At 65.7% G+C, this 26951-nt stretch carries 21 protein-coding genes and 2 pseudogenes; 12 read left to right on the top strand and 11 right to left on the bottom strand.

What is annotated here, in order from left to right; all coding sequences use genetic code 11:
• Positions 1-803: 803 nt before the first annotated feature.
• From phbB to LDO29_RS27645, 3 genes and pseudogenes are all read right to left on the bottom strand, one after another.
• Entirely contained in the window at positions 804-1547 is a 744-nt protein-coding gene (phbB, locus tag LDO29_RS27655; protein WP_224082934.1) for an acetoacetyl-CoA reductase, read from the bottom strand.
• A 176-nt stretch (positions 1548-1723) separates the two neighbouring features.
• Positions 1724-2326 carry a phasin family protein gene (locus LDO29_RS27650; RefSeq protein ID WP_318035536.1) on the bottom strand — a complete coding sequence of 201 codons (603 nt, stop codon included), beginning with the start codon at positions 2324-2326 and terminating at the stop codon, positions 1724-1726.
• A 348-nt stretch (positions 2327-2674) separates the two neighbouring features.
• Positions 2675-2860, bottom strand: a pseudogene (locus LDO29_RS27645) (hypothetical protein); the annotation flags it as partial.
• Here LDO29_RS27645 and LDO29_RS27640 point away from each other — a divergent pair.
• From LDO29_RS27640 to LDO29_RS27630, 3 genes and pseudogenes are all read left to right on the top strand, one after another.
• Positions 2860-3267, top strand: a pseudogene (locus LDO29_RS27640) (HisA/HisF-related TIM barrel protein); the annotation flags it as partial. The pseudogenes LDO29_RS27645 and LDO29_RS27640 overlap by 1 nt on opposite strands.
• 324 nt (positions 3268-3591) lie before the next feature.
• Positions 3592-4281 (top strand): ArsR/SmtB family transcription factor, encoded by a 690-nt coding sequence (locus LDO29_RS27635; RefSeq protein ID WP_224082933.1) that lies wholly within the window; start codon positions 3592-3594, stop codon positions 4279-4281.
• A 29-nt stretch (positions 4282-4310) separates the two neighbouring features.
• Positions 4311-4817 carry a DUF6630 family protein gene (locus LDO29_RS27630; protein WP_224082932.1) on the top strand — a complete coding sequence of 169 codons (507 nt, stop codon included), beginning with the start codon at positions 4311-4313 and terminating at the stop codon, positions 4815-4817.
• 136 nt (positions 4818-4953) lie between these two features.
• Here the strand turns inward: LDO29_RS27630 and LDO29_RS27625 are convergent, their stop codons facing one another.
• A complete protein-coding gene (locus LDO29_RS27625; protein WP_224082931.1) occupies positions 4954-6354 on the bottom strand; it encodes a carotenoid oxygenase family protein in 1401 nt (466 codons plus the stop codon).
• A 329-nt stretch (positions 6355-6683) separates the two neighbouring features.
• Here LDO29_RS27625 and LDO29_RS27620 point away from each other — a divergent pair, with 329 nt between their 5' ends.
• Entirely contained in the window at positions 6684-7622 is a 939-nt protein-coding gene (locus tag LDO29_RS27620) for a LysR family transcriptional regulator (protein ID WP_224082930.1), read from the top strand.
• A gap of 19 nt (positions 7623-7641) precedes the next feature.
• Here the strand turns inward: LDO29_RS27620 and LDO29_RS27615 are convergent, their stop codons facing one another.
• Both LDO29_RS27615 and LDO29_RS27610 read right to left on the bottom strand, forming a co-directional pair.
• Positions 7642-8727, bottom strand: coding sequence for a Zn-dependent alcohol dehydrogenase (locus LDO29_RS27615; protein WP_224082929.1), 1086 nt, complete (start codon positions 8725-8727; stop codon positions 7642-7644).
• A 139-nt stretch (positions 8728-8866) separates the two neighbouring features.
• On the bottom strand, positions 8867-10513 hold the full coding sequence (locus tag LDO29_RS27610) for a phospholipase D family protein (RefSeq protein WP_224082928.1): 1647 nt from the start codon (positions 10511-10513) through the stop codon (positions 8867-8869).
• A 250-nt stretch (positions 10514-10763) separates the two neighbouring features.
• On the opposite strand from LDO29_RS27610, the gene LDO29_RS27605 reads away from it, so the two are divergent.
• Genes LDO29_RS27605 through LDO29_RS27590 form a run of 4 tightly spaced genes read left to right on the top strand, consistent with a single transcriptional unit; the run spans position 10764 to position 15990 of the window.
• Positions 10764-12896 (top strand): acetate--CoA ligase family protein, encoded by a 2133-nt coding sequence (locus LDO29_RS27605; protein WP_224082927.1) that lies wholly within the window; start codon positions 10764-10766, stop codon positions 12894-12896.
• Positions 12897-12912: 16 nt separating this feature from the next.
• The gene (locus tag LDO29_RS27600; protein ID WP_224082926.1) at positions 12913-13920 is read left to right on the top strand and encodes a tripartite tricarboxylate transporter substrate binding protein; all 1008 of its coding nucleotides are present in this window, start codon (positions 12913-12915) and stop codon (positions 13918-13920) included.
• Between the two features lie 14 nt (positions 13921-13934).
• The gene (locus LDO29_RS27595) at positions 13935-14819 is read left to right on the top strand and encodes an SDR family oxidoreductase (RefSeq protein ID WP_224082925.1); all 885 of its coding nucleotides are present in this window, start codon (positions 13935-13937) and stop codon (positions 14817-14819) included.
• Positions 14820-14838: 19 nt separating this feature from the next.
• Complete coding sequence (locus tag LDO29_RS27590; protein WP_224082924.1) at positions 14839-15990, top strand: acyl-CoA dehydrogenase family protein; 1152 nt, start codon at positions 14839-14841, stop codon at positions 15988-15990.
• 146 nt (positions 15991-16136) lie between these two features.
• Here LDO29_RS27590 and LDO29_RS27585 read toward each other — a convergent pair whose 3' ends face one another.
• From LDO29_RS27585 to LDO29_RS27565, 5 genes are all read right to left on the bottom strand, one after another.
• Complete coding sequence (locus LDO29_RS27585; protein ID WP_224082935.1) at positions 16137-17180, bottom strand: glutathione S-transferase family protein; 1044 nt, start codon at positions 17178-17180, stop codon at positions 16137-16139.
• Positions 17181-17238: 58 nt separating this feature from the next.
• A complete protein-coding gene (locus LDO29_RS27580; RefSeq protein ID WP_224082923.1) occupies positions 17239-18129 on the bottom strand; it encodes a tryptophan 2,3-dioxygenase in 891 nt (296 codons plus the stop codon).
• Between the two features lie 120 nt (positions 18130-18249).
• Positions 18250-19689, bottom strand: coding sequence for an amidase (locus LDO29_RS27575; RefSeq protein ID WP_396022730.1), 1440 nt, complete (start codon positions 19687-19689; stop codon positions 18250-18252).
• Complete coding sequence (locus LDO29_RS27570) at positions 19686-20804, bottom strand: iron-containing alcohol dehydrogenase (protein WP_224082921.1); 1119 nt, start codon at positions 20802-20804, stop codon at positions 19686-19688. Before LDO29_RS27570 ends, LDO29_RS27575 begins: the two co-directional genes overlap by 4 nt.
• A gap of 118 nt (positions 20805-20922) precedes the next feature.
• A complete protein-coding gene (locus tag LDO29_RS27565; protein WP_224082920.1) occupies positions 20923-21834 on the bottom strand; it encodes a LysR substrate-binding domain-containing protein in 912 nt (303 codons plus the stop codon).
• Positions 21835-22019: 185 nt separating this feature from the next.
• Here LDO29_RS27565 and LDO29_RS27560 point away from each other — a divergent pair, with 185 nt between their 5' ends.
• From LDO29_RS27560 to LDO29_RS27545, 4 genes are all read left to right on the top strand, one after another.
• Positions 22020-22706 (top strand): nitroreductase, encoded by a 687-nt coding sequence (locus LDO29_RS27560; protein ID WP_224082919.1) that lies wholly within the window; start codon positions 22020-22022, stop codon positions 22704-22706.
• A 122-nt stretch (positions 22707-22828) separates the two neighbouring features.
• On the top strand, positions 22829-23779 hold the full coding sequence (locus tag LDO29_RS27555; RefSeq protein ID WP_224082918.1) for a ring-cleaving dioxygenase: 951 nt from the start codon (positions 22829-22831) through the stop codon (positions 23777-23779).
• A gap of 26 nt (positions 23780-23805) precedes the next feature.
• Positions 23806-24432 carry an NAD(P)H:quinone oxidoreductase gene (wrbA, locus tag LDO29_RS27550; protein ID WP_224082917.1) on the top strand — a complete coding sequence of 209 codons (627 nt, stop codon included), beginning with the start codon at positions 23806-23808 and terminating at the stop codon, positions 24430-24432.
• A gap of 258 nt (positions 24433-24690) precedes the next feature.
• Positions 24691-26820, top strand: coding sequence for a TonB-dependent siderophore receptor (locus tag LDO29_RS27545; protein ID WP_224082916.1), 2130 nt, complete (start codon positions 24691-24693; stop codon positions 26818-26820).
• Positions 26821-26951 lie beyond the last annotated feature (131 nt).

Raw genomic sequence — 26951 nt, 5'->3', positions numbered from 1 at the left:
GCATGATCTGCGCGTCTGCAATTTCGAGCTTGCGCATGGCTGCCTCTCCGAAAGAGTAACCACGCAATCATACATTGATACATGCTGCAATACTTATGTCGCTATGTTTAGTCCACCGAATCAGTGATATGGCAGGCACCGACCGATTTCAGTGATTCATTGGACTAGTCTTTGACGACGTTTCGGGAGCAGGAGCACTGAACACCGGAGACTATGCCCTGCTGCCGACAAGGCTGTCATCACCCGACCGAGTCGATGATGCGGTGCTCCGCACACGCGAAGCGGTACGCGAAACAAGCCAGCCCAGCCAGATTCGCGAGCGCGATTCCCCTGCCAACACCCCATTGCCATTCTTCAGGTCCGGCCGCCATCACAAAAAAAGAACCCGCGTTACCAGAGCGGGACGCGGGCGTAGCAGGACTGACAGGGCCAAGTCTAATGGAGAATTCAGTTCCCCTTACATCAGAAATAGAGGCCACTTTCCGGGCATTTGTTGCTATAGGTAGATTGCTTACTCACGTGACACCCCACGACACGCCGCTGACGCAGTGGATGCAACAGGAAAGACTTTGATCTCTGTTCTCTCCTGCTCGGCATCTGGGCCGTGCAGGGGCTCAGACATCGCCCTTCGCCCTGCTGGTCCCATGCCAGTCGAGTCCTTGCCACGATCGAACAAGGCGGATCCGGGGGAACCCAGGTCTTCTTCCAATGTTGAAGCACGAAACGCAGGTTCTCACTGTCGATGCCGGATCGGTCCTTTTCTGAAAGGGGCTCTTGGAAGGGACCGACTGCCCGTCGGTGCATCAGTCCATATGCTGCCCGCCATTGATGGCGAGATTCGCGCCGGTCAGGTAGGCCGCGTCCTCGGAGCAAAGGAAAGCCACCAGTCCCGCCACCTCCTCCGGCTTGCCCAGGCGCCCCATCGGAATCTGCGGCAGGATTTTGCTGTCCATGATGTCCTTCGGCACGGCCATCACCATTTTGGTGGCCAGATAGCCCGGCGATATCGTGTTGACCGTCACCCCCTTCCTGGCGACTTCCAGCGCCAGCGCCTTGGTGAATCCATGCATGCCGGCCTTGGCCGCGGAATAGTTGGTCTGACCAAAGGCGCCCTTGGAGCCGTTGACGGACGAGATATTGATGATCCGGCCCCACCCGCGCTCCACCATGCCTTCGCAGACGGGCTTGGTGACATTGAACACGGAGTCGAGATTGGTCTTCATCACCGCATCCCAGTTTGGCTTGTCCATCTTCTTGAATGCCATGTCACGCGTGATTCCGGCGTTGTTCACCAGGACATCGACACGGCCCAGATCGGCCAGGATCTGCGCGATGCTCGCGTGGCAGCTCTCGTAGTCCGCCACATCGGCCTCGTAGGCGTGCATCTCACGCCCTCCCGCCGCCATGGTTGCCAGCCATTCCTGGGCTTTGGTGTTGCCCGGCGAATGGGTTACCACCACTGTATGGCCCGCATCATGCAAGCGGATGGAAATGGCCTCTCCCAGGCCGCCCATGCCGCCCGTAACCAGTGCGATTCTTTTCGTCATGCTCGATTACCTCTTTTTTTAAAGTGAAAGACCCCTGGCCTGCCGGGAATGGCAGACCGGGCTAAATGGCTCATCGCAAACAGATACAGCCCTGCCGGCGCCATGCCGCAGGGGTGAACTGGTCGATGATTGATTTTTGTATGGGTACCGGCTATGCCGGCGCGCGAGATTTCGCGTCAGATCCCGGCCGAGCGGCGCGTTGCCTGACTATCCGCGGCCGTGGCGGCGCCAGCGGACGCGGAGAAACTGGCGGAAGCCAGCTCGGCCAACTGCTCACTCATGCCTTGCGCAGAGCGGTAGGAATGCCTGGCAGTATCCAATGTCACCTGCAGCAGGGTGGAAACCGCTTCGGAACCAGCCGGGGCGTTCTTCAAGAAGGTGTCGACGAAGGCCTGCACATTGCGCTGGTGCTGCTCGTATTGCTCTTCAACGGCCTGGGCCAGCTCCGCCTGGGCCTGCGATGCGATCTCGCACACGTGGCGCGCATACGAGATGGCATTGTCCACGGCAGCTTGGGGCACATTGCCTTGCAATGACAGGACATCCCGCAGATCCTTGCCGGCCACGGCCTTCAGGTTCGCCTGGCCTTCAGCCATGGCTGCCTTGGCTGCCTGCAGGTTCAACTCCGTCAGCTTCTGAATCCCTGCGAGGGTTGTATTCGACACCTTCGCCACATTGGCCAGGTTGTTTTTGTGCACCGCAGCGAACTGATCGGACGTAAAAAAGGACATGAATTGAGTTACCTCTTCTTGATGGCCGCCGGGAGCCGCCTGCAGCAAGGCAGCAGAGCACCGGTCGAGCGTGGTTTCGGTGGTTGTGGCCCGAATGCGGCAGCGCACAAACCAAGGCCGAGGTTAGAGGAAACACTCTAATTTTGCCCCTAGGGATTTCCCCGGAAGTAGAGCGTGGCCGGCGCAAAATGCGCCCTATACGTCATGTATCATACATTTTCTTACAAATTGATGCTGCCATGCATGCAGGTCCGCGGGACCTCGATCGAAGCATCATTTGTATTTGTATATCCGCGCAGCGCCCAGCCCCCCTTCGTCATCCTTCACGCGATGGATTTTCGCGACGCCTTGGGCATTCCACAGCGACGTCCCCCGCCGGGTACCGGCCTTCTGGGACTACTGACCGCTTAGCGGCAGTTGCCGCACCGGTTTGCCGGTGAGCTGGGCAATGGCATGTGCCACGGCAGGTGCGATTGGAGGCACCGCAATTTCACCGGCGCCGCTGGGCATGGCCGTGCCGGGCACGATATGGGTTTCGACTATCGGCGTCTGCGCCATCTTCAGCATCGGATAGTCAGGAAAGAGAGGCCTACTTTGTGGAGTTCGCACGCGACATCCGCGCAGTGGCAAAGATGCCGGTGATGCTCACAGGTGGCATCCGCAGTCAGCCCGTGGCCGAGCAGGTGGTCAGGAGCGGCGTAGACACGGTCGGCATCGGTACCGCCCTGGCCATCAACCCCAATCTGCCGCGCGATTGGCTTTCCGGCAAAGACAGTGCGCCTGCGTTGATGCCAATCAGGTGGAAGAACAAACCACTGGCCTCGCTGGCCAACATGGCGGCGGTCAAGTTTCAACTGCGCAAGCTCAGCCGGGGCAAAGCCACGAATCCCAGGGTGTCGCCGCTGCGCGCGCTGATCCTGCAGCAAGCGTCCGACGCATGCCGCGTTCGTCAGTATCGGCAATGGATGACCCAGCGCATCCATGGCTGACCGACACAGAACGATTTCAACTATTGATGTTTCCAGAATTCATGACAACGCAAAATATTCGTCGTCCCCGCGCAGGCGGGGACCCAGTGACTTTTTGTCCCCCTTCGGGGGACTTGTAAGACGCTGGATTCCCGCCTTCGCGGGAATGACGGTGGTTGCTTTGATGTTGTCGTGAAATAGGGAAAGCTCAATAGTTCCGTATTCCTCAATAGATGGAATTTGTCGTCGGAGAACGAGCGTGTCCGCTGGTCCCACGCGTCGAAATGTCCGAGGCCAACCGGGTTCGCACCTATACTCCCTCCCATCCTCCACCCCCAATGAACCATGGAATACACCCCAGCCATCAGCCAGCTCGCCGGCCTGCTGGCAGACCCGGGCCGCGCAGCCATGCTGTGGGCGCTGATGGACGGCAGTGCACGGCCTGCCGGCGAACTGGCGCTGATTGCCGGCCTGTCTGCGTCGTCCGCGAGCGGGCATCTGACGCGGCTCAGCGAAGGCGGGCTGCTGGTGGTGGAAACACGCGGGCGCAACCGCTACTACCGCCTGGCCGCGCCCGAGATCGGCGTGGCCATTGAAGCGCTGGCGTCGGCCTCGCTGGCCAGCCGTCCGCCGCGGCTGCGCGATGTGCCGGTGTCGCGCACGGCGCCGCCCGCGCTGCGGCAGGCACGCACCTGCTACGATCATCTGGCCGGCGAGCTCGCCGTGGGGTTGTTCGAGCGCATGACGCGCGCGGGCTGGCTGCTGGTGGACGGCAATGCCGTAGACCTGAGTGGCGACGGCGCGCAGGCCATGTCGCAGCTTGGCGTCGACGTGGAGGCCGCGCGCCGCAAGCGGCGCCAGTTCGCCTGCACCTGCCCCGACTGGAGCGAGCGCAAGCCGCACCTTGGCGGCGCGCTGGGCGCCGCGCTGCTCGGCAGCCTGCTGCAGCACGGCTGGGTCGAGGCCACGCCGGCCTCGCGCGCGCTGCGGGTCACGCCGCGCGGCCAGCGCGAGATCGTTGGCATCGCCGCCTGAACGACAGACGACGAATAAGGAGAACGAACATGGTCACGCCACTGGACGACGATACACAGGACGCCATCCGCCGCTTCTTCGCGCTGATCAACCTTGGCGATGCCGCGCAGACCGAGGCACAGCAGGCGCTGTTCGAAGACGCGCTGCTGGAGGCCGAGGACGATGACACCGAGGGCCAGGAACTGCTGTGGGTGATCCGCGAAGTGATTGACTGGCAGTCGGGCTTCTACGTGGACTGGAAGGACTGCCAGTCTTTCATCGGCTGCATGAACCAGCTTTGCGAGCGGCTGGACCTGGAAATCGACTGGGGCAGCGACGACCCCGAGGACGAGAACTTCCTCGAAAGCACCAGCGTGCCTGAGTTGATGGAAGTCGCCCACCAGCAGCTGCGCGTGGCCGGCTACACGCTGTGGAACTGGGACACCGGCGGCGACGCCTACGGCGGCTGGATCACGCGCAGCGAGGACGACGAGGAGATGACGGATATCGCCGACACCCTCGGTCTCGACGTCCGTCCCGGCGACCAGCCTTACTGAACTTGCTGAAGCGGTTGTCCGGCACCCGCGCCGGACAATACAGTGCGCATGCCGTTGAAGAAGGCGATAAACGACAGCAGGCCGGTCATCAGCAAACCCATGTCAGTCCCTTGTCCTGCGGACATCGGCCACGCGCTCATTGCGCCGGGCGCCAGTTGCCGTGGAAGCCGAACGGCACGCGGTGCGACAACTGCGCGGCGGCAACCGGCCCGCGGCTGATATCGCCCGCCTCATACACCACCAGGTCGCTGCGCTGTTCGCCACCACGGAACACAGTTGCGAGCAGCCATCCATCGCCTTCGGCACTGTCCGGCTTGCGCGGCACGAACACCGGTTCGGAGATGGCATCGCCTTCCGGCAGCGCGTGCAGCGTGCGCTGGCCGGTAGCCGCGTCTAGGTGGACCAGCGTGTCGTAGGTGCCGGGAAGCGACCCTTCGTGCTGGCGAGAGGCAAAGTAGCCATGGCGATATGGCAGCGTGGCAAAACGATCGTCGATACGCGGAAATTCGCCAGGCATGTCGTCCAGCCATGTGCTCTGGAACGCGTCGGTGCCCGCGTCCAGATCAAAGGTCCAGCGGCACAGCCGCGCACGGCTGCCGGGCCCGCCGGCGTTCGGATTGAACACCGGCGGCTCGTCGTACTGCATGACATCCGCGAGGATCCGGTTACCCTCCTCCCACGCGTTCATCACGTGGAAGACATAGCACGCTTCGCCGCGGAACCAGCGGATCTGCGCGGTATCCCCATGGCGCGGCATGATGCCGATGTGTGCGCCAAGCTGCGGCTCCCAGGCATAGGCCGGCTCGCCGCGCATGGCCCGCGCCATGCTGCCGGTCAGCGGCAGCACGGGAAACAGCACATGGCGCGGCGTCACCATGAAGTCGTGGATCATGCTGCTGAACGGGGCATCGAAGTGTGCCAGGCGCGTGAGCCGGCCGTCGCCGTCGACCACGCCGTAGCGCAGGCCCTCGGTAAAGGGGCCATCAGCCGAGTAGGCGAAGAACACCAGCTCGCCCGTGACCGGGTCGATCTTCGGGTGCGCGGTCATGGGGCCGGACAGCTTGCCGCCATAGGTGCAGTCACCTCGCGTGGCCAGGTCGCCGGCATCGAGTTCCACGGGCAGGTCGGCCTCTTCCAGCGCCAGCAGGCGTCCGGCGTGCCAGACGATATTCGTGTTGGCGACGCCGCTCTCTTCACCGGCCACGGAGGGATCGGTCGTGGCCGGGTTGCCCCAGCTCCCGAACAGCGCGCGGCCGGCAGCACGTTCCCGGTTGAACTTGTTGGTGCGCACCCAGCGGTTGCGGTAGCGGACGCAGCCGTCCTCGATATGAAAGGCATGCACCATGCCATCGCCGATGAACCAGTGGTAGTACGGGTCGCGCGGCGCGAACTGCGGGTTCGGCCCGTTGCGGTACAGCGTGCCATGCAGGGCGCGCGGCAGTTCGCCGGTGACGGGCAGGTCATGGGCATCGCACTCCATAAGGATGGGCGCGAAGTTGCCGCTGAGGTAGGGCAAGGGCGGGAACGGCTGGCTCATGGCGCATGGCTCCGTAACTTGGGCGATGGCGTTGCAGCGACATCGGGAGGCGTGGCAGGCCGATCGCCCGCAGGCGCAACACCGCCCGGCCGCGGATGGTGGCCCATGTGGGGCTGCACCTCGGGTTCGCCACGGACCTGACCGGCCAGCGCCGGCATCCGTGCCATCTGCCAAGGACCAATCTTGACTGAGACCGGAAGGCACATCAAGCCGTTTAGAGCGCCATTGTCCACACTGTGGGACAATCGGCCGCAAGCGCCCCATCCCCACAGCCAAAGACTGACCGGGAACGATCCCCGAGGGCGCACCGCTGACGCCGGAGCCCCCGCATGAAGACAATCGAATGGAAGGACTGGGAGATTTTCTGCCGCGTGGTGGAAGGCGGCGGCTTCACCCAGGGCGCCGAACTGGCTGAAGTGCCCAAATCATCGGCCAGTGCCGCGGTGGCACGGCTGGAGAGCCAGCTTGGCGTCCGGCTGTTCGAACGGACCACGCGGCGCGTGCGCGTGACCGAGCGCGGCCAGCGGCTCTACGACCGCGTGGCGCCGCTGTTTGCCGAACTGCATGAGATCAGCGCCGAGGCCGCGTCCGTCAGCGACGAGGTCAGCGGCGTGCTGCGCATCTCCACCCCGTATGAAGTCGGCTCCCAGCACCTGTCGGAGGGGCTCAGCCGCCTGATGCGGCTGCATCCGCGCCTGCGCGTCCACGTGGACGTGAGCTGGGACCAGCCCGACCTGGTCCGCCACGGCTACGACCTGGCCTTTGTCATGACCAACACGCGGCTGCAGGACACCTCGTTCGCCAGCAAGCGCGTCGTCCTGATCGAACGCGGCTTCTATGCCGCGCCTTCCCTGATCCGCGACCGCGGACTGCCGCGTACCCCGCAGGACCTGGCCGGCTGGCCTACGCTCGGCAACGCCGACGACCACGCCTGGGAATTCCTGCGCGACGATGTGGAGACCGCGCGCCTGGACGTCGAGCCGCGCATCTGCACGCACAATGCCGAACTGCGCCTGAAGGCCGCCATCGACGGCCTGGGCGTGGCACGGCTGTCGCCACGCTTCGTGCACGAGCAAGTCCAGCAAGGGCAACTCGTGCGCGTGCTGCCGGCCTACACGTCGTCACCGCTGAAGGTCTATGTGCTGATGCCGGCGCGCAAGCTGATGCCGGCCAGCGTGCGCGTGTTCCTGGACGTGCTGGAGCAGACGCTGGGAGTGCCGGAGACAAGGCGCCCGGCGGCGAAAAGGCGGGAGGCGGTGCAGGCCTGACATCGGCCTGCCGGATCGCTCAGTCCCCGAACACCACCACCGACCGCGCCAGTTCCCCGCGGCGCAGTTCGTCGAACGCGCCGTTGATCCCTTCCAGCGGCAGGCGCCGCGAGATCAGCTCATCCAGCTTCAGGCGACCCGCCATGTAGAAATCCACCATGCGCGGCATGTCCACCGGGAAGCGGTTGGACCCCATCAGCGAGCCCTGGATCTTCTTCTCGGCGAGGAAATCGCTGCCCTTGAGTTCGATCTTCACGCCGGGCGCGATCATGCCGATCACCGTGGCCGTGCCGCCGCGGCGCAGCATCGCGAAGGCCTGCTCGGCGGTCTGCTTGAGGCCGATGGCCTCGAACGCATGATGCACGCCGCCGCCGGTCAGCGCGCGGACCGCATCGACCGTATCCTCGCCGGCTTCGATGACGTCGGTCGCGCCGAACTGCCGGGCCAGCCCCAGCTTGCCCGGCACGCGGTCGATGGCAATGATGCGTCCCGCGCCGGCAATGGCCGCCCCGTTAATGGTGGCCAGCCCGATCCCGCCGCAGCCGATCACTGCCACGCTTTCGCCGGGCTGCACGCGCGCGGTGTGCACCACCGCGCCGAAGCCGGTGGTCACGGCGCAGCCGATCAGCGCGGCGCGGTCCAGCGGCATGTCGCGGCGGATGGCCACCAGCGCGTGCTCGTGCACCAGCATCTGTTCGGCAAAGGCGGAGAGGTTGAGGAACTGGTTCATCGCCCCGCCGTGGCGCGCCGTCAGGCGCGGCGCTTCGTCCTCGCCACGGCGTGTATCGGGCTCGGTGCAGAGCGACAGGTGCCCTGTCAGGCAGTGCTCGCAATGGCCGCAGTAGGCCGACAGGCAGGTGATCACGTGGTCGCCGGGCCGGACTGTGCGCACCAATTCGCCGACCTGTTCCACCACGCCGGCAGCTTCGTGGCCGAGCACCGCGGGCATGGGGTACGGGTAGGCACCGTCCAGGAAGTGCAGGTCGGAATGGCACACGCCAACGGCGGCCGTGCGCACCAGTACCTCATGCGGGCCGGGCTTGCCGATGGCAACGTCTTCGATCACCAGGGGGGACTTGGGTTGATGCAGGACAGCGGCTTTCATGGATCTCCTTGCGTATGGGCTGCCCGCAATGCTGCCAGGGGCAGCGCGGGCGGCCCTCAGTGGGTTCCGGGGCGCAGCCGCCAACATTACCGCCGATCGGAGATTCGTGTAAGACGCTGTGCAGCATCCGCCCCGCGCTTTACAGCTCTTCCTTGATCGGAAGCACACGCAGGAAGCCGATGCCGAGCTGTTGCAGCGGGCCCATGCCGGGCTCGCTTTCGTAGGTCTTTGCCTGGCCCTGTTCGCGCGTGACCCAAGTCAGGTGCCGCGAGCTGCCGTCCGGGCTCGCGCGCAGTTCGAGCCGGTAGGCGATGTCGAGCAGGCCATCATCCATCCCTTTCAGGATGCGCCGGGCCAGCGCCGGACTGTCCAGCACCACGCCCATCTCGGTGTTCAGCTTTGCCGAGCGTGGATCCATGTTGAGCGAGCCGATGAACACCAGGTGCCGGTCGACGATGTAGTTCTTCGCATGCAGGCTGGCGCGGCTTGACGCCAGCCACGAGCGAGAACGGGAGCCCGAACCCGCGCCCTTGCCGCGCTGCGCAAGTTCGGCGTAGGCGCTCGGCTTGAGTTCGTACAGTTCGATGCCGGCCGCCACCAGCGCCTCGCGGTGAGGCGCGTAGCCTGCGTGCACGGCGCTCACGTCGTTGGCGGCGAAGGAATTGGTCAGGATGCGCACGCGAATGCCCCGCTTTGCCAGCGCGATCAGCCACGCCTCGCCGTCATCGTCCGGGACGAAATATGGCGACACCAGCACCACCTCATTCTTCGCGGCACGGATCAGGCGTTCAAGGCGTACCGTGGCATAGCCGTCGCCCTCGGCCCGCTCGGTAATCTTGGCCGCATTGTCCGACACCACCGTGGCCTTGCCGGTGTAGCCCGGCATGTGGCCGCTTTCAATGCCCTTCGCGAGGCCGGAATCGAGCAGTTCCTGCACATAGGAGCTGGCCTTCGCCTGATCGCCCCGCACTTCGAGCCGCTTGCGCAAGGCACGCATCGCCTCGGGCGCCTCCTTGCCTTCGGGAATCAGCGCTACCACCGGGTACGACGAGGCATCGTTCCAGTACTCGTCGAACACCGCCGACACCTGCGGCACCACCGGCCCCGCGACGAGCACGTCGAGGTCGCTGAAATCGATGTCGGTGCGCGCGGAAAAATAGGCATCGCCGATATTGCGCCCGCCCACCAGCGAGATCTGGTTGTCCACCGTCATCGACTTGTTGTGCATGCGGCGGTCCAGCCGGCTGAAGCTCCACAGCATCTCCAGCCAGCGCGCGCCGCGGTTGGCGAACGGGTTGAACAGCCTGACCTCGATATTGGGATGCGAGTCGATCGCGGACAGCACCTTGTCCATGCCGCCGGTGTGCATGTCGTCCAGCAGCAGGCGTACGCGCACGCCGCGGTCGGCGGCGTCGATGATGTCGCCGAGCACGGCGGCACCGGTGCCCGTGGTCTCGAAGATGTAGGTTTGCAGGTCCAGGGTGCGCTGCGCGGCGCGCGCCATGGCCAGCCGCGCGGCAAGCGCGTCAGGGCCGGACGACAGCGGGTAGAACAGCGACTCGCCCGGGCGCTGCGCCAGGCGCGGCGCCAGGACCTTGCCCAACGGGGTGTCGGTGGTATTGGCCGGGGCCGACGACGGGGTGCGTTCGGCCGAGGCCGGCAGACTTGCGCAGCCGGCCGGCACGGCGGCACAAGCGATGGTCGCGGCAAGCGTCGCCAGGTGCCGCCAGCACGCTCGCCAGGCCGACGATCGCAACAGGCTCGGCGCATTGCAGTTCTGGTGCATTCGGGTCTCTCCGCTGCGTTGCGCAGGCGCCGGCATACCGGGGCGGGCGTTGGTCTGATACCTCGCACAATACACCGCTGCGCGTGCGCGGAGGTACCGCGAGGGTCACATTGCAGCACGGCAAGCCGACGGCGGCGGCGCCGCGTCCGTTCACAATGTGCACAGTCTGGGCTGCCGTGCTTGCGGCAGCCTGCCGCCATGGGCTTGAATCGCTCCACCTTCCGGCACAGGAAGGATGGAGATGATGAAGATGACCTTTACCGCTACGGCGCCTCAGCCAGACCGCGCCGCCCTGTCCCAGCTGCTCGAACCCGCTTCCATTGCCATCATCGGCGCCTCGCGCGATACCAGCCGCATCGGCGGCGTGGCGCTGGACCACCTGCAGCGCCTTGGCTACCAGGGCACGGTCTATCCGGTGAACCCGCGCTATGCGGAGATCGCCGGCCTGGCCTGCTACCCCGATGTGGAGTCGCTGCCCAAGACGCCTGACGTGGCCGTGCTCGCGCTCGGCGCCGAAGACGTCCTGCCGCAGCTGCGGCGCTGCCATGCGGTGGGCATCCGCGCAGCCATCCTCTATGCCTCGGGCTTTGCCGAAGCCGGCGAGGCCGGCGTGGCCCGCCAGGCCGAACTGACCGCCTTTGCCCGCGAAACCGGCATGGCCATCGCCGGCCCCAACTGCATGGGCCTGGCCAACCTGACCACGCGCGCCGTGACCGCGTTCGCCACCACGTTCCGCGCCTTCCCGCCGCAGGACGGCCCCGGCCACGTCAGCCTGCTGACGCAGAGCGGCAATGTCTGCGCCATCGTCTACGCCACCGGCCGCCAGATGGACGTGGGCTTCCACCAGTTCATCAACACCGGCAACGAAGCCTGCCTGGACTATGCCGACTACCTGGACTACCTGGCCGACGACGCGCAGACCGGCGCCGTGGTCGGCTACGTGGAAGGGCTGCGCAACGGTCCGCGCTTCATCGACGCTGCCGCACGGCTGCGTGCCGCGGGCAAGCCGCTGATCTTGCTCAAGGCCGGCGAAAGCGAAGCCGGCTCCAGCGCCACGCAGTCGCATACCGCGGTGCTGGCCGGCAACCAGGCCATCTACCGCGCGGCCTTCGCCCAGCTCGGCGCCATGCAGGCGCGCGACCCGGCGCATCTGACCGACCTGGCTTACCTGTCGGGCTTCCGCCAGCGCAGCGCCGGCCGCCGCGTGGTGGTGGCGTCGGTGTCGGGCGCCATGGGCGCACTGTCGGCCGACCTGCTCAGCGCCGCCGGGCTGGAGGTGCCGCGCCTGTCGGAAGCAGTGCAGCAGCGCCTGCAGGCCGCGGTGCCCGAGATCGGCGGCGTGGCCAACCCGGTCGACATGACGGGCCAGCTCTTCAACCGCAACGGCCTGGCCTATGCCGTGCTGGACAACCTGGCCGCCGACGACGGCACTGACGTGATCTTCCTCTACGCCACGGCCTACCTGCTCGACCGCGTCGCCGACGAGCTGATCGAGGTGGCCGCGAAGACCAACCGCCTGATCGTGGTCGCCACCACGGGCGAGCCCGCCAGCCGGCAACGGCTGGCAGCGGCGGGCGTCGCGCTGTTCCCCGATGTCGCGCGCGCCGCGCAGGCGCTGGGCACCTATGTGGGCTGGCTCGGCACGGCCGCACCAACGGCGCACTGGATGAACCTGCGCGCCCAGGCTTCGACGGGCGCCGCCGGCTATCTGCCGGCCGCCTCCACGGACGAATACCAGGCCAAGCAATGGCTGTCCGGCTTTGGCGTGCCGATCGGCGCCGAGGCCGTCGCTGCCACTCCGGAAGAAGCGGCCAGCGCCGCGGACGGTATTGGCTACCCGGTGGTCATCAAGGTGCTGAGCCCCGACATCGCGCACAAGACCGAAGTGGGCGGCGTGCGCCTGGGCCTGGCCGACGCGCAGCAGGTCAGCGCGGCGGCCGCCGAAGTCGTGGCCAATGCGGTGAAAGCGATGCCGCAGGCCGAGCAGCGCGGCGTGCTGGTGCAGAAGATGGCCAGCGGCGTGTGCGAACTGATCGTCGGCGTGACGCGCGATCCGGTGTTCGGCCCCGCCATGACGGTGGGCCTCGGCGGCATCTTCACCGAGATCTTCCACGACGTGGCGCACCGCCTGCTGCCGGTGGACCGCACCATGGCGCGCGAAATGCTCGCCAGCCTGCGCGGCTACCGCCTGATGACCGGCTTCCGCGGCAAGCCCGCCGCCGACATCGAAGCCGCCGCGGCCGCCATTGCCGCGCTGTCCGATGCCGCCATGGCGCTGGGCGACCGGCTCAGCGAAATGGAAGTGAACCCGCTGCTGGTACGCCAGGCAGGACAAGGCGCCGTGGCACTGGACGCACTGATTCTTCTGAACGAGCACAACTAGCCCTGAGGAGCACACCATGCAGGCTGAGAAAACTGAAGTCATCGACGACCGACGCCGTACCAGCCTTTCGCTGCTGGCACTCGGCCTCCTGGCGCCGCTGGGCACACTGGCGTCCGGCCACGCGCGGGCGGCGGGATTCCCGGCGCGGCCGGTGACGCTGGTCGTACCGTTCGCGGCCGGCGGCGCCACCGACACGCTGGTGCGCACGCTGGCAGACGGGGCGAGCAAGCACCTGGGCCAGCCCGTCGTCGTCGAAAACCGTCCCGGCGCCGCGGGCGTGCTGGGCGCCAACTTCGTCGCGCGCGCCAAGCCCGACGGCTACACGCTGACGATCATGCCGGAGCCCGTGTTCCGCCTGCCCCACCTGCAGAAGACGCAGTTCGATCCGATGCAGGACTTCACCTACGTGATCCACCTCACCGGCTATTCGCTTGGCGTGGCCGTACGCGCCGATGCGCCGTGGAAATCGTGGCAGGACATGGTGGAAGATGCGCGCCGCGACCCAGGCAAGATCAGCTACGGCACCACGGGCACCAACAGCACCATGCACGTGACCATGGAGGAAATCGGCCAGAAGCTTGGCATCCGCCTGAACCACGTGCCGTACAAAGGCGAGTCCGAGATCATCGCCGCGATGATGGGCGGGCATATCGACCTGGGCGTGACAGCGGGCGGCATCGGCCCGTATGTCGACAGTGGCAAGGCGCGCTGGCTGGTGCTGTGGACGGCCGGGCATTCGCGCCGCTGGCCGGCCGTGCCCACGCTGCGCGATGTGGGGCTGGACATGGTCTCGACCTCGCCGTTCGGCATCGCCGGGCCGCGCGGCATGGATGCACAGGCCGTACAGGTGCTGCACGATGCATTCCGCAAGGCCCTGTACGAGCCGGCCATGCAGCAGATGCTGGAGCGGCTCGACCAGGAGATGGCCTATCTCGACAGCAGCGGCTACGCCGCGTTCGCGCGCCAGCGCTATGAGAGCCAGGGCAAGCTGGTGAAACGGCTCGGCCTGAGCGCCAATCCCTGAACCCGGAGACAGGCATGCAATATCGTTCCGTATTCCACCGCGAGCTGTTTGCCGGGCGCACCGTGCTGGTCACGGGCGGCGGCAGCGGCATCGGGCGTTGCACCGCCCATGAGCTTGCGAGCCTGGGCGCCGGCCTGGCGCTGGCGGGCCGCAAGCTCGACAAGCTCGAGCAGGTCCGCGCGGAAATCATCGCCGCCGAGCCCGGCGCCGCGCCGCGCATCTCGCTGCATGTGTGCGACATCCGCGACGAGGTACAAGTGCGCCAGACGATCGCCGACGTGCTGGCCGCGCATGGCCGCATCGACGGGCTCTTCAACAACGCCGGCGGGCAGTTCCCGTCGCCATTGCGCGATATCAGCCTGAAAGGCTGGGAAGCCGTGGTGCGCAACAACCTGACCGGCGGCTTCCTGGTCGCGCGCGAGTGCTACACGCAGTGGATGGAAGCCAATGGCGGCGCCATCGTCAACATCATCGCCGACATGTGGAACGGCATGCCCGGCATGGGCCATTCCGGCGCGGCGCGCGCGGGCATGCTGTCGTTCACGGAGACCGCGGCGTGCGAATGGGCTGCGTCGGGCGTGCGTGTCAACGCGGTGGCGCCAGGCTGGATCGCTTCCAGCGGCTTTGACACCTATCCGCCAGCCTTCCAGGAGAAGATTCGCCAGCTCGCGCGCAAGGTGCCGCTACAGCGGCTGGGCACCGAGGCTGAAGTCTCTGGCGCGGTGGTGTTCCTGCTGTCGCCGGCGGCAGCGTTCATCACCGGCTCCACCATACGCGTCGATGGCGGTGTGCCCAATGCCAAGCACACCTGGGCCCTGCCCGCCCACCAGCGCTCCGAGCCGTTCAACGGCTTTCCGCTATACCAGTTGCCGGATTGCCTGGCACCAGCTGCCGAGTGAGCCGACGATGCACGAAAACATGGTCCTGCAACCACCCAATCCCCGCTACTACACCGCCGACCACGAAGCGTTCCGCACCTCGGTCCGGCGCTTCTTCGAGAAGGAAGTCGCGCCGCATGCCGAAGCCTGGGACGAAGCCGGCAGCTTTCCGCGCGAGCTGTATCGCAAGGCCGCCGAAGCCGGCCTGCTGCAGCCGGGCTTTCCCGAAGCCTATGGCGGCGCGCCATGCGACGCGTTCTACCGCATGATCCTGTTCGAGGAGCGCGCCTGGGGCGGCTCCGGCGGCATTGCCTCGGGCCTGTTCTCGCACACCATCGGCGCCCCGCCGATCGCCGCCGTCGGCAGCGAAGCCATGAAAGCACGCGTGCTGCCGCAGATCCTGTCCGGCGAGAAGATCTCCGCGCTGGCCATCACCGAGCCCGGCGCGGGCTCGGACGTGGCACACCTGACCACCACCGCGCGGCGCGACGGCGACCACTACGTCGTCAACGGCACCAAGCTCTACATCACCTCGGGCATGCGGGCCGACTTCTTCACGGTGGCGGTACGCACCGGCGGGGCGGGTGCGGGCGGCGTCTCGCTGCTGCTGATCGAAGGCGATACGCCGGGCTTGTCGCGTACGGAGCTGAAGAAGATGGGCTGGTGGGCGTCCGATACCGCGCAGCTCTTCTTCGACAACTGCCGCGTGCCGGCCGAAAACCTGATCGGCGAGGAAGGCAAGGGCTTTGCCGCGATCACGAAGAACTTCAACCATGAGCGCCTGGCGCTGGCGGCCGCGGCCTGCGGCTATGCGCAGGTGTGCTTCCACGATGCGCTGGCCTGGGCGCGCGAGCGCCACACCTTCGGCAAGCGGCTGGCCGACCACCAGGTGGTGCGCCACCAGCTCGTCGACATGGCCACGCGCATCGAAGCCACGCGCGCCATGCTCGACGACCTGGCCAGCCGCCTGGACGACGGCGCCGCGCCGGTCGCGCAGATCGCCATGGCCAAGAACCTGGCCACGCGCACGTTCCAGTTCTGCGCCGACCGCGCGGTGCAGTTGCTCGGCGGCATGGGCTATATGCGCGGCAGCCGTGTGGAACGGCTGTACCGGGAGGTGAAGGTGATGATGATCGGTGGAGGAGCGGAAGAGATCATGAAGGATCTGGCGGCGCGGCAGCTTGGCGTCTGACTCTGCTGCGGCCAGCTGCATTTTCGCGCGCGATTACGGCGGTCGATTGTGGGCGAGCACGACTATGCCCGCGGCACGATCTTTTCATTCACGGTGCCCGCCCACCCGGCCGCTTCATCGTAGTACCCAACGCGAAGACCTGCGGACTACGCCGGTGCCACCTCGGCGGTGCCGGCAACCACATCGAAATAGCGTGAAGGCGGCATGGAATCCATCGTGGCCTGGACCGCTTCCTTGCGCAGGGACGGACGCTTGAGCAGCGCGTCGACATACCGGGCGACATTCGGCAGGTCTTCCCACATCGACGCGAGCCCCAGGTACGCCAGCCGTACCAGATTGACGCCCCACAGCACATCGCCGAGCGAAAAGGACTCCCCCTTCAGATACGGCGACGACGATCCGAGCGCACGATCGAGGTCTTTCAGCAGGCCCGCAACGTGGTCTCGCGCAGCGCGCTGAAACGCCGCATCGTGGCGGACCGACATGCCGCCTCGCTCCTTTGCGATCTTCGCGCGATAGGCGGCAACCAGTTCCGCATCGTCGGCATTGGCGTCGATCATCGCTTCGAGCGCCGCGATCTTATGTTCATAAACCGATGCCATGACGGTCTTGAGCGCTTCGGGCCGCAGGTCGGCATCGGGATGAAAGCCGTAGAGCAGCGTGCCGTTCGGAATCCGATCGACGATACGCACCTGGTGCATCACCTGGGAACGCGCATCGTCATCCTCGGGCAAGAGCTGGACCGGATCGCGCGACACCGCATCGAGATAGCAGCAGATTCGCCGGGAGTCCGCGATCACCCGGCCGGCCTCGTAATCCACGAGCAACGGGACCACGCAGGGGTCGAAGCCTTCGCTTTCCACCGAAGTGCGCCCGCTATAGCCGCTGACGAGTTCCCGCGAGATTTCCTGGCCTGCAATCAGTCGCAACCTGACATAGGGCGCATGATAGTGCTCAGCCGGAACGACGCCGTCTGGGCCCATCGAACTCAAGATCATCATGTCATTCGACCGGTACGGCAACTGCTTCTCGAAAAGCACTGTGCGCACCTTCTGCGAGCAGAGCGAACTGGCCGCATGGAAAAGTTCAAAGCGCGGATTCGCGTCGCTACCCGCGAGAGTCATGCGCGCGGGATCCGCGATGGCGGCACGGGCGCCCGCCGCCAGGTTCATCAATCGATCACTGCTCATAGCTGGTTTCCTCCGGAAAGCTTGGGTGTCACATCGTCCTGCCAAACGGGGCGCCTCATTACTTGCGCATATGCGGGCACACTGCCGGCGGGTCGCCAATAAAGCCGCGCGCCGACCAGAGTTCCGGAAATGGAATTTCATTCATGGTCGGCAGCAGCCAGGCAATGCCCTCCGTGCCGAAATAGGCCGGCCGACCGCCGAAGGTCCGGCGCGTCGCCATCAGGTGCAGGTGCTTCCAGGTCGAAAAGCCCTCGGCGATATCGCACAGCGTCTCACCGAGCTGCTGAAGCCCGAGGTTGTCGTCCTGGCCCGCGTAGATGTCGCGCCAGACCTGCTCGACGGCCTTGCCTGGTTCGTAGGGCACGCTGAAATCGCGGTCAAGCACTGCCGCGGGCACAGCAAGGCCCCTGCGATGCAGATAGGCGAGCACGTCGTCATAGAGGCTCGGTTCGGCCAGCACCTTGTTAAGCTGATCCCAGCGCTGGGGCTGCGGCATGAAATGCTGCAGATGCTCCGCCTGCTTGATGCCAAGCAGATAGACCATTTGCCGGTACGTCCACCCCTGGAGGGCCGTGTCCTTGCCGTACGTTGCCACCGCACGCGAAAGGATGGACAGCAGATCGGTGGGCGTCATCCACGCGATCGACCGCCATGTGGCATTGAGCGGCTCGTGATGGGCGACCACGCGCTGCAGCGTCCGGCAGGCCTGCGCCAGGTCGTCCGCCCGCAATTGCGCCTGTGCGATCTGGATTTCCCGGATGATCAGCATCCAGTAGAGCTCGGACACCTGCACCGAGGTAATCCACGCATGCTCGCCGGGATGGTCGCTGACCGGATGTTGCAGCGAGTGGAGCATATCTGTCCGCATCCACGCACTGTAGGGCGTCTGCCCCGTCGGCGCGCCGGCCGGCGCCGGATCAGGGCGCTCATGTTTGACGGTATCGTTCATCGCTGTCTCCTCGTTGTGGGGTTCACGGCTATCAACTCTCGCGGGCACCGCCCGCTGACATGGCACAGAAGCTGGCCGACGTGCCGCGGGCCTTGTGGATGGCTTCGTCGCGCGGCCATGTCATGGATGCATGGCGCCTTCGGCGGCCGGGCTGGAGGCGGGGTGCGAAGCCGGGTGCGAAGCGGGGCCAGGATCGGCATGGACAATCCGCTCGATCTCGGCCGCGATCTTCAGCAGCGCGCCGTCGTCACCGGGATGAGCGACGATCTGCATTGCGGCGGGCAGGGCACAGCCCGTCGACCACAGAGGGATCGAGATGGCCGGAAAACCGGCGACGTTGAATGGCGCGGTATAGGTCATCAACGCCTGGCGAACCGTGCCGGACCATGCGCCGATGGAGACGGCACTCGCGTCGAGCGTGGGCGGCAAGCACGCGCAGGTCGGCAGCACCAGGTAGTCCAGCGAAGCCATCATTGCCTTGAGCCGGTGCATGAAGCGGTGCCGCACCTGCTGTGCGCTGGCGTAGTCGCGCAGACTCACCTCCTTCGCCAGGCCCAGTCGCTGGCGGGTCTCCTCGCTGTAGTGGGCCGCGATGCGCGCCTCGTCGCTGCGGCGAAAGTGTTCGACGCCGCCCTCCGTGAGGACGATGGCCGCGAAGGCGTCATAGACGCCGTCGAACAGGTCTTCCGGATCGACGTACTCGCAGGTAAAGAGCGTGCGTAGCATCCGAACCGCCTGCGCGGAAGCGGTGAACACCGCGGTGTCGGGCGGGACTGGCGGCACGTACGCCAGCACACCCAGCCGCGCCGACAGCCATGCGTCGCTCTCCGGGATATCGATGCCACTGGCTCGGGCAAGCACCGTGATGTCGTCGACGCCTCGCCCAAGGATGCCCGGATGGTCAAGCGTCGGCGCGAGCGGAAAGATGCCCCGGGTGGGCAACGCGCCCAGCGTCGGCTTGAATCCCGCTACGCCGCACAGGGCGGCGGGAATCCGGACCGAGCCCCCGGTGTCGGTGCCAAGGCCGGCGGCGACCGCGCCGGCCGCAATGGCTGCTGCAGCGCCGCCGCTGGAGCCGCCTGGCGTCCGGTTCCTGTCCAGCGGATTCAGGGTATCGCCGAACGCCGCGCTCGATGTCGTGACGCCCCAGGCAAATTCATGGGTGTTCGTCTTGCCGACGACGATCGCGCCCTGGTCCACCAGCGTCCCGACCACATCTGCATCCGTGTCGGGAACGTGGCCCACGTAGGCGAGGGAACCGTAGCGTGTCTCCAGCCCCCGGGTATCGATCATGTCCTTGACGGCGATCGGCAGGCCCTCCAGCGGCCTGGGCTGGCCCGCCGCGTATCGCCGGTCGCTTTCTGCGGCGGCCCGCAGGGCGCGATCCCAGTCGATGACCGAAAACGCGTTGAAGGCCTTCCTGCTCGCCTCGGCGCGGGCGAGAGCCATCTCCGTTACGGCACGAGCCGTCGTGTGGCCGCCTCGCAGGCTCGCGAGCGTGTCGCGCAGGCTGGGCACGCGCGTGTCGTGGCCGGAATGCCGCTCATCTCTTTCGGTCACCACAGTCCCTCCAGAAAGGCAGGCAGCATCGCGTCGGCATCATCGCCCAGGTCGGCGACTTCGGCGGCATAGTTCTGCCGCAGCAGCGCGGCAACCTGCGCAAGCTTTGCGCGGTCGAAATCCACGGCGCGCAGCCGGTCGGGAAGGCCGAGACGTTTTACGGCATTGGCAATCCGGTCGGCCAGGGCCGACGCGGCGTTCGCGGTTGTCTCGCTGCGGCAGAAGATCTTCAGCTTGTCGCCGTAGGTGGCCCCGCAAGTCCGCAGGACCGGGGCAAGCGTGATGCACGAGGTGACGCTGTGCGGGAGGCCATAAGTCCCGCCGAGGATATGGCCGATGCGATGGCTCAGGCCATAGATGACAGACGCGGGGAAGAAATAGCACTGCCAGGCGGCCAGCTGGAGTTGCAGCAGGTCATCGGTGGTGACTTCTCCCGACAGGAGCGCCTGGGCCGTATCGGCTCCAGCCGGCCATTTCTCCAGCACGGCAAGGAATCGCTCCACGCCCGCGGCAGCCAGGATGGCGTGCGGATGGTCAACAGCCACGCGGCGCATGCCTTCCACGGCATGGTCGATGCCCTTGATGGCCGACGAAAGGAGCAGCTCGCGCGGGGTGTTGACCAGCAGTTGCGGATCGATGACGACGACCTTTGGCACCGTCTCGCGAACGGCATAGCTGCGCTTGAAGGGCTGCGGCCCGCCCGTCTCCGTCACACCGAAATAGTGCGAGAACTCGGAACCCGACAACGTGGTCGGATACGCGGCGATGGGCAGGTAGCGGCCCGTCTCCTGTTGGTGCAGGTGCGAGACGGCCTTGGCCGCATCGAGCACGGAACCGCCGCCCAGGGCCAGGATCGAATCGGCCTCGGCGCGCAGGCAGGCATCGAGCGCGCGGCGCACGCCGGTGTTCGGCGCATGCGGCGGCAGGTCGGTGAAGGTGCCCGCGCCGCGCGTCAGGTAGGGCGCCACATGTTGCGCATGGAAGTCCCGTAGCGGCTCGACGGTAAAGGTCAGCGGGTGCCGGAAGCCATGAGCCTCCAGGCTGGCGGTGGCGGCGGGGAGGATGTCCTGGCCCCATAGGACCGCATCTTGTGGCAGGCAGTTCAGCTCGTTCATCAGTTCCACTCCAGGGTGACGGGCGCGATGGTCCTTGGCTTGGAACGATAGGGAATTTGCCCGGCCTTGTAAGCCTGCCAGCGCTGAACGCAGCGTCCATGACTACGGAACGACGGACTCAGGCGTGGTCGAATGCCGTGACCTTGGGTAGCTCGACCGCGAGGAAGTCGACCAGCGACCGGACTGCGGGAAGCAGTCCGGTGCGGTACGGAATGAGCGCGGAGATGCGCGCATCCGCCGCGATCCAGCCAGGCAGCACCTGCCGCAGCAGGCCGGACTGCAACTCGGCGCGGCAGATGTATCCGGGAATGGCGGCAATACCGAGATTGGAGCAGGCCGCTTCCTTCAACGACATCATGCTGTTGCTCTGGAAGCGCGGCTCGATGGGAACGGTTACCGTCCGCCCTTCCGGCCCATGCAGTTGCCATTGCGGCGGCCCCTTCCGCCCCATGGCGATGAGGGCGTGCGACGCAAGCTGCTCGGGCTCGTCCAGGCGTGGCGCGCGTTCGAGGTAATCCGCGCCGGCAAACAGGAACCACGGGGCCCTGGCAAGGGGCCGCTGGATCAGGTTGGAGTCCTGCAGCGGTGCCGTATGCCCGCGAATCGCCAGGTCAAAACCTTCTCCGACCACGTCGACCAGCCGCTCCGTGGCGACTTCCATGATGCTGACCTTGGGGTGGTTGCCCAGGAAAGCCGGCAGGATCCGGCGCAGTGCAAACTGCGCCAGCTCCGCCGCTACCGTGACGCGAATAACACCGCTTGGTTCGGCCAGCCGCTGTCGCATGGCTTCCTCGGCAACCTGCGCGCTTTGCAGCAGGGCGACTGCGTATTGGTAGAACTCCGCCCCGACCTCGGTCACGGTGAACTGGCGCGAGGTCCGGTTGATGAGCCGCACGCCCAGCGATGCCTCCAGCTCCTTGACCCTGTGACTCAGCGTCGACTTGGGTAGTCCCAGGCTGTTGCCCGCCGACGTAAAGCCGCCACGGTCGACCACCTGCACGAAGAAATAGACGTCTTTCAGATCCAGCATCCCGCGGCCTTGTCAGTCAGAGCGAGCGTCGTACATGGCGGTCGATCGTACTTCATGGGAAGCGTGCCGGAGCGCCGGCATCGTTCGGAACTTCGGAACCATGCGTACAAGCGCGGCGCCTTCTAAAAATTTTTCCGGCGATTAAGCTGACTTCCATCATAAGAGCCATGACTGGAGACACAAAGATGAACGATGCCCTGATCACCGACGCGCTGATTCGCGGACGCCATGCGAAGCGCGGCTTCCATCGCGAGCGTGTGGTGCCGCTGGAGACCGTGCGCGACATTCTCGCCGTCGCGAAATACGCGCCCAGTTCCAGCAACACCCAACCGTGGCGCTGCTACATCGTTATCGGCAACGCCCGCGACCGGCTCGCCGACGCCGCTGTCGAGGCCTACCGGGCCGACCCCGAGAGCCTCGCGCCCGAGTACTCCTTCTTTCCCCAGCCGCTGCACGAGCCTTACTCGGCACGCTTCAACGCATTCCGCGGCCAGCTTGGCGACGCACAGGGCGTGGCCCGCAGCGACAAAGCGGGGCGCAGGCGGGACGTCGAACGCCAGTTTCGGTTCTTCGATGCGCCCGTCGGCCTGATCTTCACGATGGACCGCCGCCTGGAATGGGCCAGCTTCATCTGCTACGGCTGCTTCCTGCAGAACATCATGCTGGCCGCCCGGGCCAGGGGCCTGGATACCTGCCCGCAGCAGATCTGGTCGCTCCAGTATCCCGTGCTGCGCGAGCAGCTGGACATTCCGGAAGGGGAGATGGTGGTCGCCGGCATGTCGCTCGGCTATGCCGACGACAGCCTGCCCGAAAACAACATGGCACTGCGCAGGCTGGAACTCGAAGAATTCGTTTCCATCGTCGAAGCCTGATTGGTCTGGCTTTCCGGGTCTGGCTTTCCGGCGCCATTCCTGCCCCCGTTTGTTCATTTCTTTCCCGGCAGCGGCGACATGCCGTGCCGTTTCTCATCCCTAATTTCGCGTGGGAGATATTGATGTCGATGATCAAAGGATTTCATCACCTGACCGCCGGCGTGAGCGGCGCGCAGGAGGACGTGGATTTCTATGTCAAGGTTCTGGGCCAGAGCCTGGTGAAGAAAACCGTGCTGCTCGACGGCGAGGATCCCATCTACCACCTTTACTACGGCAACGCCAACGGCGACCCGGGCACGCTCGTGACATCGTTCCCGTTCCGGCAGAAGGGCGTCAAGGCCCGGCCCGGCTCAGGGCAGGTGCGGGTCATCAACTACTCGGTCCCGGTAGGGTCGCTCGCCTTCTGGCGCTCCCGCTTCCAGAACATGGGGGTCTCGCATGACCGCGACGTGACCGAGCGCTTCAGCGAGCAGCGGCAGCGGTTCCACCATCCTTGCGGCATCGAATTCGACCTGGTGGAGACGGACCACGACACGCGGGCGCCGTGCGTCGCGCCGGATATCCCGGCGGCCGTTGCCATTCGCGGCGTGCACAGCATCACCCTGTCGCTGCGCGAAGTGGCCGAATCGATCCCCTTCATGGCCGACGCGCTCGGCTTCCGCTATGTCGGCGAGTCCGGCCCGCACCACCGCTTTGAGACTGCCGCCGGCGGCCCCGGCATGGTGGTGGAGTTCCTCCATGAACCCGATCGCCTGCAGGGTTCCTCCATCTATGGCGAGGGGACGGTCCACCATGTGGCTTTCGCTGTCGACAGCATGGCGGAGCAGATGGTCCTCAAGGAGCGGTTGATGGCGATGGGCTACATCGACACATCGGAGTCGGTCAATCGCAACTACTTCCGCTCGCTGTATTTCAAGATGCCGGGCGGTGTGATCTTCGAAGCGGCGACAACCGACATCGGCTTCGCCATCGATGAGGCGCCGGGACATTTCGGCGAGGAATTCCAGTTGCCGCCCTGGCTGCGCGAGCGCAAGGACGAACTGCTGGGCCGGCTTGAGCCGATCGTCGCGTAACCCCATTCGCTGGAGAAACTGAAGTCATGTCAACACCCAAGATCCTGGTTGTCTTTTATTCCCGCAACCGCTCTACCGAGCAGCTGGCGCAGGCCGTAGCCGAAGGCGCGATGGAACTCGGTGCCGAAGTCCGGCTGCGGCGCGCGCGCGAAGTGGTCGGTCCGGAGGTCATGCGGCAGGCGCCCGGCTGGCTGGAAAATGCCACCACCATGAACGCGCGGTACGAAGCACCGACGGAGGCCGACGCGGAATGGGCCGATGCCATCGTGTTCGGCACCCCGACGCGGTTCGGCTCGATTTCCAGCGAGCTGAAGGCCTATATCGACGGGCTCGGCGGTCTCTGGTTCCAAGGCAAGCTGAACGGCAAGGCTGGCTCGGTATTCGGGTCGACGTCGTCACGGCACGGCGGCAACGAATCCACGTTGCTGTCGATCTATCCCACGATGGCCCATCTCGGCCTGATTATCGTGCCGACCGGCTATGCCGATGCCGTCATGTTCAAGGCCGGAACGCCGTATGGCGCCACTCACGTCTCGAACCGCGATGCCGACAAACCAGACGACGACCATCTTGCCGTGGCGAGGTTCCAGGGCCGCAGGGTGACCGGTGTGGCAAGGGCCCTGCAGGGTGAACGCGAAGCAGTGCCCGCCTGACGAAGGGATCGCGCCGCGGTGCGAGCATGGGCGCCAGGCTCACGGCCTGGTGTCCGAAAATCCTGCATGACACGGGGGAGCCGCCTACGGCACTTGCAGCAGCATTCCGGTCACAAAGAAACGTGGGGGACTTGACGCTTGGCTTGACAGGTAGGCATTATTCGCATCTTTATGAATGCGAATTATTCGCATTCGTGTCTACGTTTATCGTCAATTATGCGTCGTCAGTTCTCCCACACCCGAATAATCCCGTCGTCAATGCCACGGCGCCGCCGGTTGGCCGCGCTTGCCCAGTTGATTGCCGTGACCGGCTTTCCCGCAGGCGCCGCTATGGCACAGGAGGCAGCGCCGGCAACTGGCAACGCCCAGTCGCTGCCGACCGTCACCGTCAGCGCCGCAGCCGTGGACGACGCCGGCCTGCAGCTCGACAGGAAAACCAGCACCGGCGCGCTCGGTTCGCGCACGCAGCTCGATACGCCGTACTCCACCACCATCGTCACCGGCGAGGACCTGGCCGATCGTCAGGTCAGCAAGCTCGGCGACGTGTTCGCGATGGACGCCTCCGTCACCGACAACAGCAACGGCTACAACAGCTGGTCCAGCTACCTGACCGTGCGCGGCCTGCAGATCGACTGGCAGAACGGGTTCAAGATCAACGGGCTGCCGTTCGTGGCCTACGGCATCACGCTGCCGTACGAGCATATGGAACAGGTGGAGCTGCTCAAGGGACTGCCGGGCTTCATGTACGGCTTCGCGACGCCGGGCGGCATCGTCAACTACGTCACCAAGAAGCCGACCGACACCTTCACCGCCGCGTTCGAGCTCGGCTATCGCGCCGCCAATGTCTGGAGCGAGCACGTCGACCTTGGCGGCCGCGCGGGCCCGGACAAGATGTTCGGCTACCGGCTCAACTACACGCATGAGGAAGGCACGCCGTACAACGCGCGCAACATCAACCGCGACACCGTCTCGCTGGGCCTCGATGCGCGCCTGACCAAGGACTTGACCTGGACCTTCGACTCGATCTACCAGGACCGCCGCTCGACCGGGCAGATGCCGTCGTTCAGCCTGTGGTCCTACGGCGACACCACGCTGCCCGCCACGGTGTCCGGGCGCATCCGCAATTTCGCGGGCAACGACCAGCACCTGAACACCAACCTGCAGCTCTACACCACGGGATTGCGCTACCAGATCAACCCGGACTGGGCGGTCAGCACCAACTACAGCTTCACCAAGGTCAACCGCAGCCGCAACGAGAGCACCTACAACCTGCTGAACCAGGCCGGCGACTACAACGACCAGCGCTACGACACCGCGCAGAACCAGCAGGTAGGCCAGTGGCAGGCGATGCTCGAAGGCAAGTTCCGCACCGGCCTGTTCGGCCACGAGGTGGTTGCGGGCCTGTCGTGGCAGAAGCAGATCGACCGCTATGACGACAACGGCTTTGGCGGCATGATCGGCACCGGCAATATCTACGAGCCCAACACCAACAAGTACTTCAGCTCGACCGCGTTCAACAAGGTGCGCAACAGCGACATCACGCAGAAATCGGTCTTCGCCAGCGACACCGTGCAGCTTACCGAGCGCTGGTCGGTGCTGGCGGGCCTGCGCGTGACCAACTTCGAGCAGAACGGCTACGTACCGGTGGCCACCAGCTACACGAAGAACGGCGTGATCACGCCGACCCTGGCGCTGATGTTCAAGCCCGTGCCGACCGCCACGGTCTACGCGAGCTACGTGGAGGCGCTGGAGCCTGGCTCGATCGTGCCGGACGGCTACACCAACGCGCGCGAGTTGCTCAGCCCGATCCGCAGCAAGCAGTATGAGCTTGGCGTCAAGGCCGACCAGCAGAAGTGGAGCGCCACTGCGGCGCTGTTCCGCATAGAACGCGGCGCGGAGTACGACAGCATCAGCGCCGGCGTGCCGACGCGCCAGCAGGACGGCACCTCGATCTACCAGGGCGTGGAACTGGCCGGTGTGTACCGCCTGGGCCCGCAGTGGGAATTCGGCGGCAGCGCGATGTATCTCGACACCTACTATGACAAGGGCAACCCCAACGCCGACAACCGCGTGGCCGGCGCGCCGAACCTGGTGCTGGCTGGCCGCGTGAGCTACCGCGTGCCGTTCGTGCCAGGGCTGCGTATTGGTATCGATGGCAAGTACACCGGCAACATCAAGGTCAACGCGACCAATACGCTGCAGGCTGGGGGGTATACGGTGTTCAACCTCGGGGCCACCTACAGCACGCGCGTGGCTGGCAAGGATGTGACGCTGCGCGCGGCGTTGAATAACCTGACCAACAGGCAGTATTGGGGGTTCCAGTATGAGAACTATCTGCAGCCGGGGGATCCGCGGAGTGTGAGTTTGACGGCGCGGGTGGCGTATTGATTTGGGGATGATTGGGTTGGCGTGCTTGGCGGGCGTGGCTGTTTCGCCGGCGTAGCCGGCGACCTACTTTTACCCGAGCGGTAAAAGTAGGCAAAAACGCGTTTTCGTGGTGGACGAACGGCTCGATGAGG

The sequence above is a fragment of the Cupriavidus laharis genome (assembly GCF_914271435.1).
In the GTDB taxonomy this organism is placed as follows: Bacteria; Pseudomonadota; Gammaproteobacteria; order Burkholderiales; family Burkholderiaceae; genus Cupriavidus; species Cupriavidus laharis.
The sequence above is the reverse complement of the archived record's forward strand: the minus strand, read 5'-3'. Positions and strand labels throughout refer to the sequence as shown.

What these genes read in the sequence shown, in the direction of transcription:
- phbB (WP_224082934.1), bottom strand. Translation starts at nt 1,547, where the DNA reads ATGACGAAAAGAATCGCACTGGTTACGGGCGGCATGGGCGGCCTGGGA.
- LDO29_RS27635 (WP_224082933.1), top strand. Translation starts at nt 3,592, where the DNA reads ATGGAATACACCCCAGCCATCAGCCAGCTCGCCGGCCTGCTGGCAGAC.
- LDO29_RS27630 (WP_224082932.1), top strand. Translation starts at nt 4,311, where the DNA reads ATGGTCACGCCACTGGACGACGATACACAGGACGCCATCCGCCGCTTC.
- LDO29_RS27625 (WP_224082931.1), bottom strand. Translation starts at nt 6,354, where the DNA reads ATGAGCCAGCCGTTCCCGCCCTTGCCCTACCTCAGCGGCAACTTCGCG.
- LDO29_RS27620 (WP_224082930.1), top strand. Translation starts at nt 6,684, where the DNA reads ATGAAGACAATCGAATGGAAGGACTGGGAGATTTTCTGCCGCGTGGTG.
- LDO29_RS27615 (WP_224082929.1), bottom strand. Translation starts at nt 8,727, where the DNA reads ATGAAAGCCGCTGTCCTGCATCAACCCAAGTCCCCCCTGGTGATCGAA.
- LDO29_RS27610 (WP_224082928.1), bottom strand. Translation starts at nt 10,513, where the DNA reads ATGCACCAGAACTGCAATGCGCCGAGCCTGTTGCGATCGTCGGCCTGG.
- LDO29_RS27605 (WP_224082927.1), top strand. Translation starts at nt 10,764, where the DNA reads ATGACCTTTACCGCTACGGCGCCTCAGCCAGACCGCGCCGCCCTGTCC.
- LDO29_RS27600 (WP_224082926.1), top strand. Translation starts at nt 12,913, where the DNA reads ATGCAGGCTGAGAAAACTGAAGTCATCGACGACCGACGCCGTACCAGC.
- LDO29_RS27595 (WP_224082925.1), top strand. Translation starts at nt 13,935, where the DNA reads ATGCAATATCGTTCCGTATTCCACCGCGAGCTGTTTGCCGGGCGCACC.
- LDO29_RS27590 (WP_224082924.1), top strand. Translation starts at nt 14,839, where the DNA reads ATGGTCCTGCAACCACCCAATCCCCGCTACTACACCGCCGACCACGAA.
- LDO29_RS27585 (WP_224082935.1), bottom strand. Translation starts at nt 17,180, where the DNA reads ATGAGCAGTGATCGATTGATGAACCTGGCGGCGGGCGCCCGTGCCGCC.
- LDO29_RS27580 (WP_224082923.1), bottom strand. Translation starts at nt 18,129, where the DNA reads ATGAACGATACCGTCAAACATGAGCGCCCTGATCCGGCGCCGGCCGGC.
- LDO29_RS27570 (WP_224082921.1), bottom strand. Translation starts at nt 20,804, where the DNA reads ATGAACGAGCTGAACTGCCTGCCACAAGATGCGGTCCTATGGGGCCAG.
- LDO29_RS27565 (WP_224082920.1), bottom strand. Translation starts at nt 21,834, where the DNA reads ATGCTGGATCTGAAAGACGTCTATTTCTTCGTGCAGGTGGTCGACCGT.
- LDO29_RS27560 (WP_224082919.1), top strand. Translation starts at nt 22,020, where the DNA reads ATGAACGATGCCCTGATCACCGACGCGCTGATTCGCGGACGCCATGCG.
- LDO29_RS27555 (WP_224082918.1), top strand. Translation starts at nt 22,829, where the DNA reads ATGTCGATGATCAAAGGATTTCATCACCTGACCGCCGGCGTGAGCGGC.
- wrbA (WP_224082917.1), top strand. Translation starts at nt 23,806, where the DNA reads ATGTCAACACCCAAGATCCTGGTTGTCTTTTATTCCCGCAACCGCTCT.
- LDO29_RS27545 (WP_224082916.1), top strand. Translation starts at nt 24,691, where the DNA reads ATGCCACGGCGCCGCCGGTTGGCCGCGCTTGCCCAGTTGATTGCCGTG.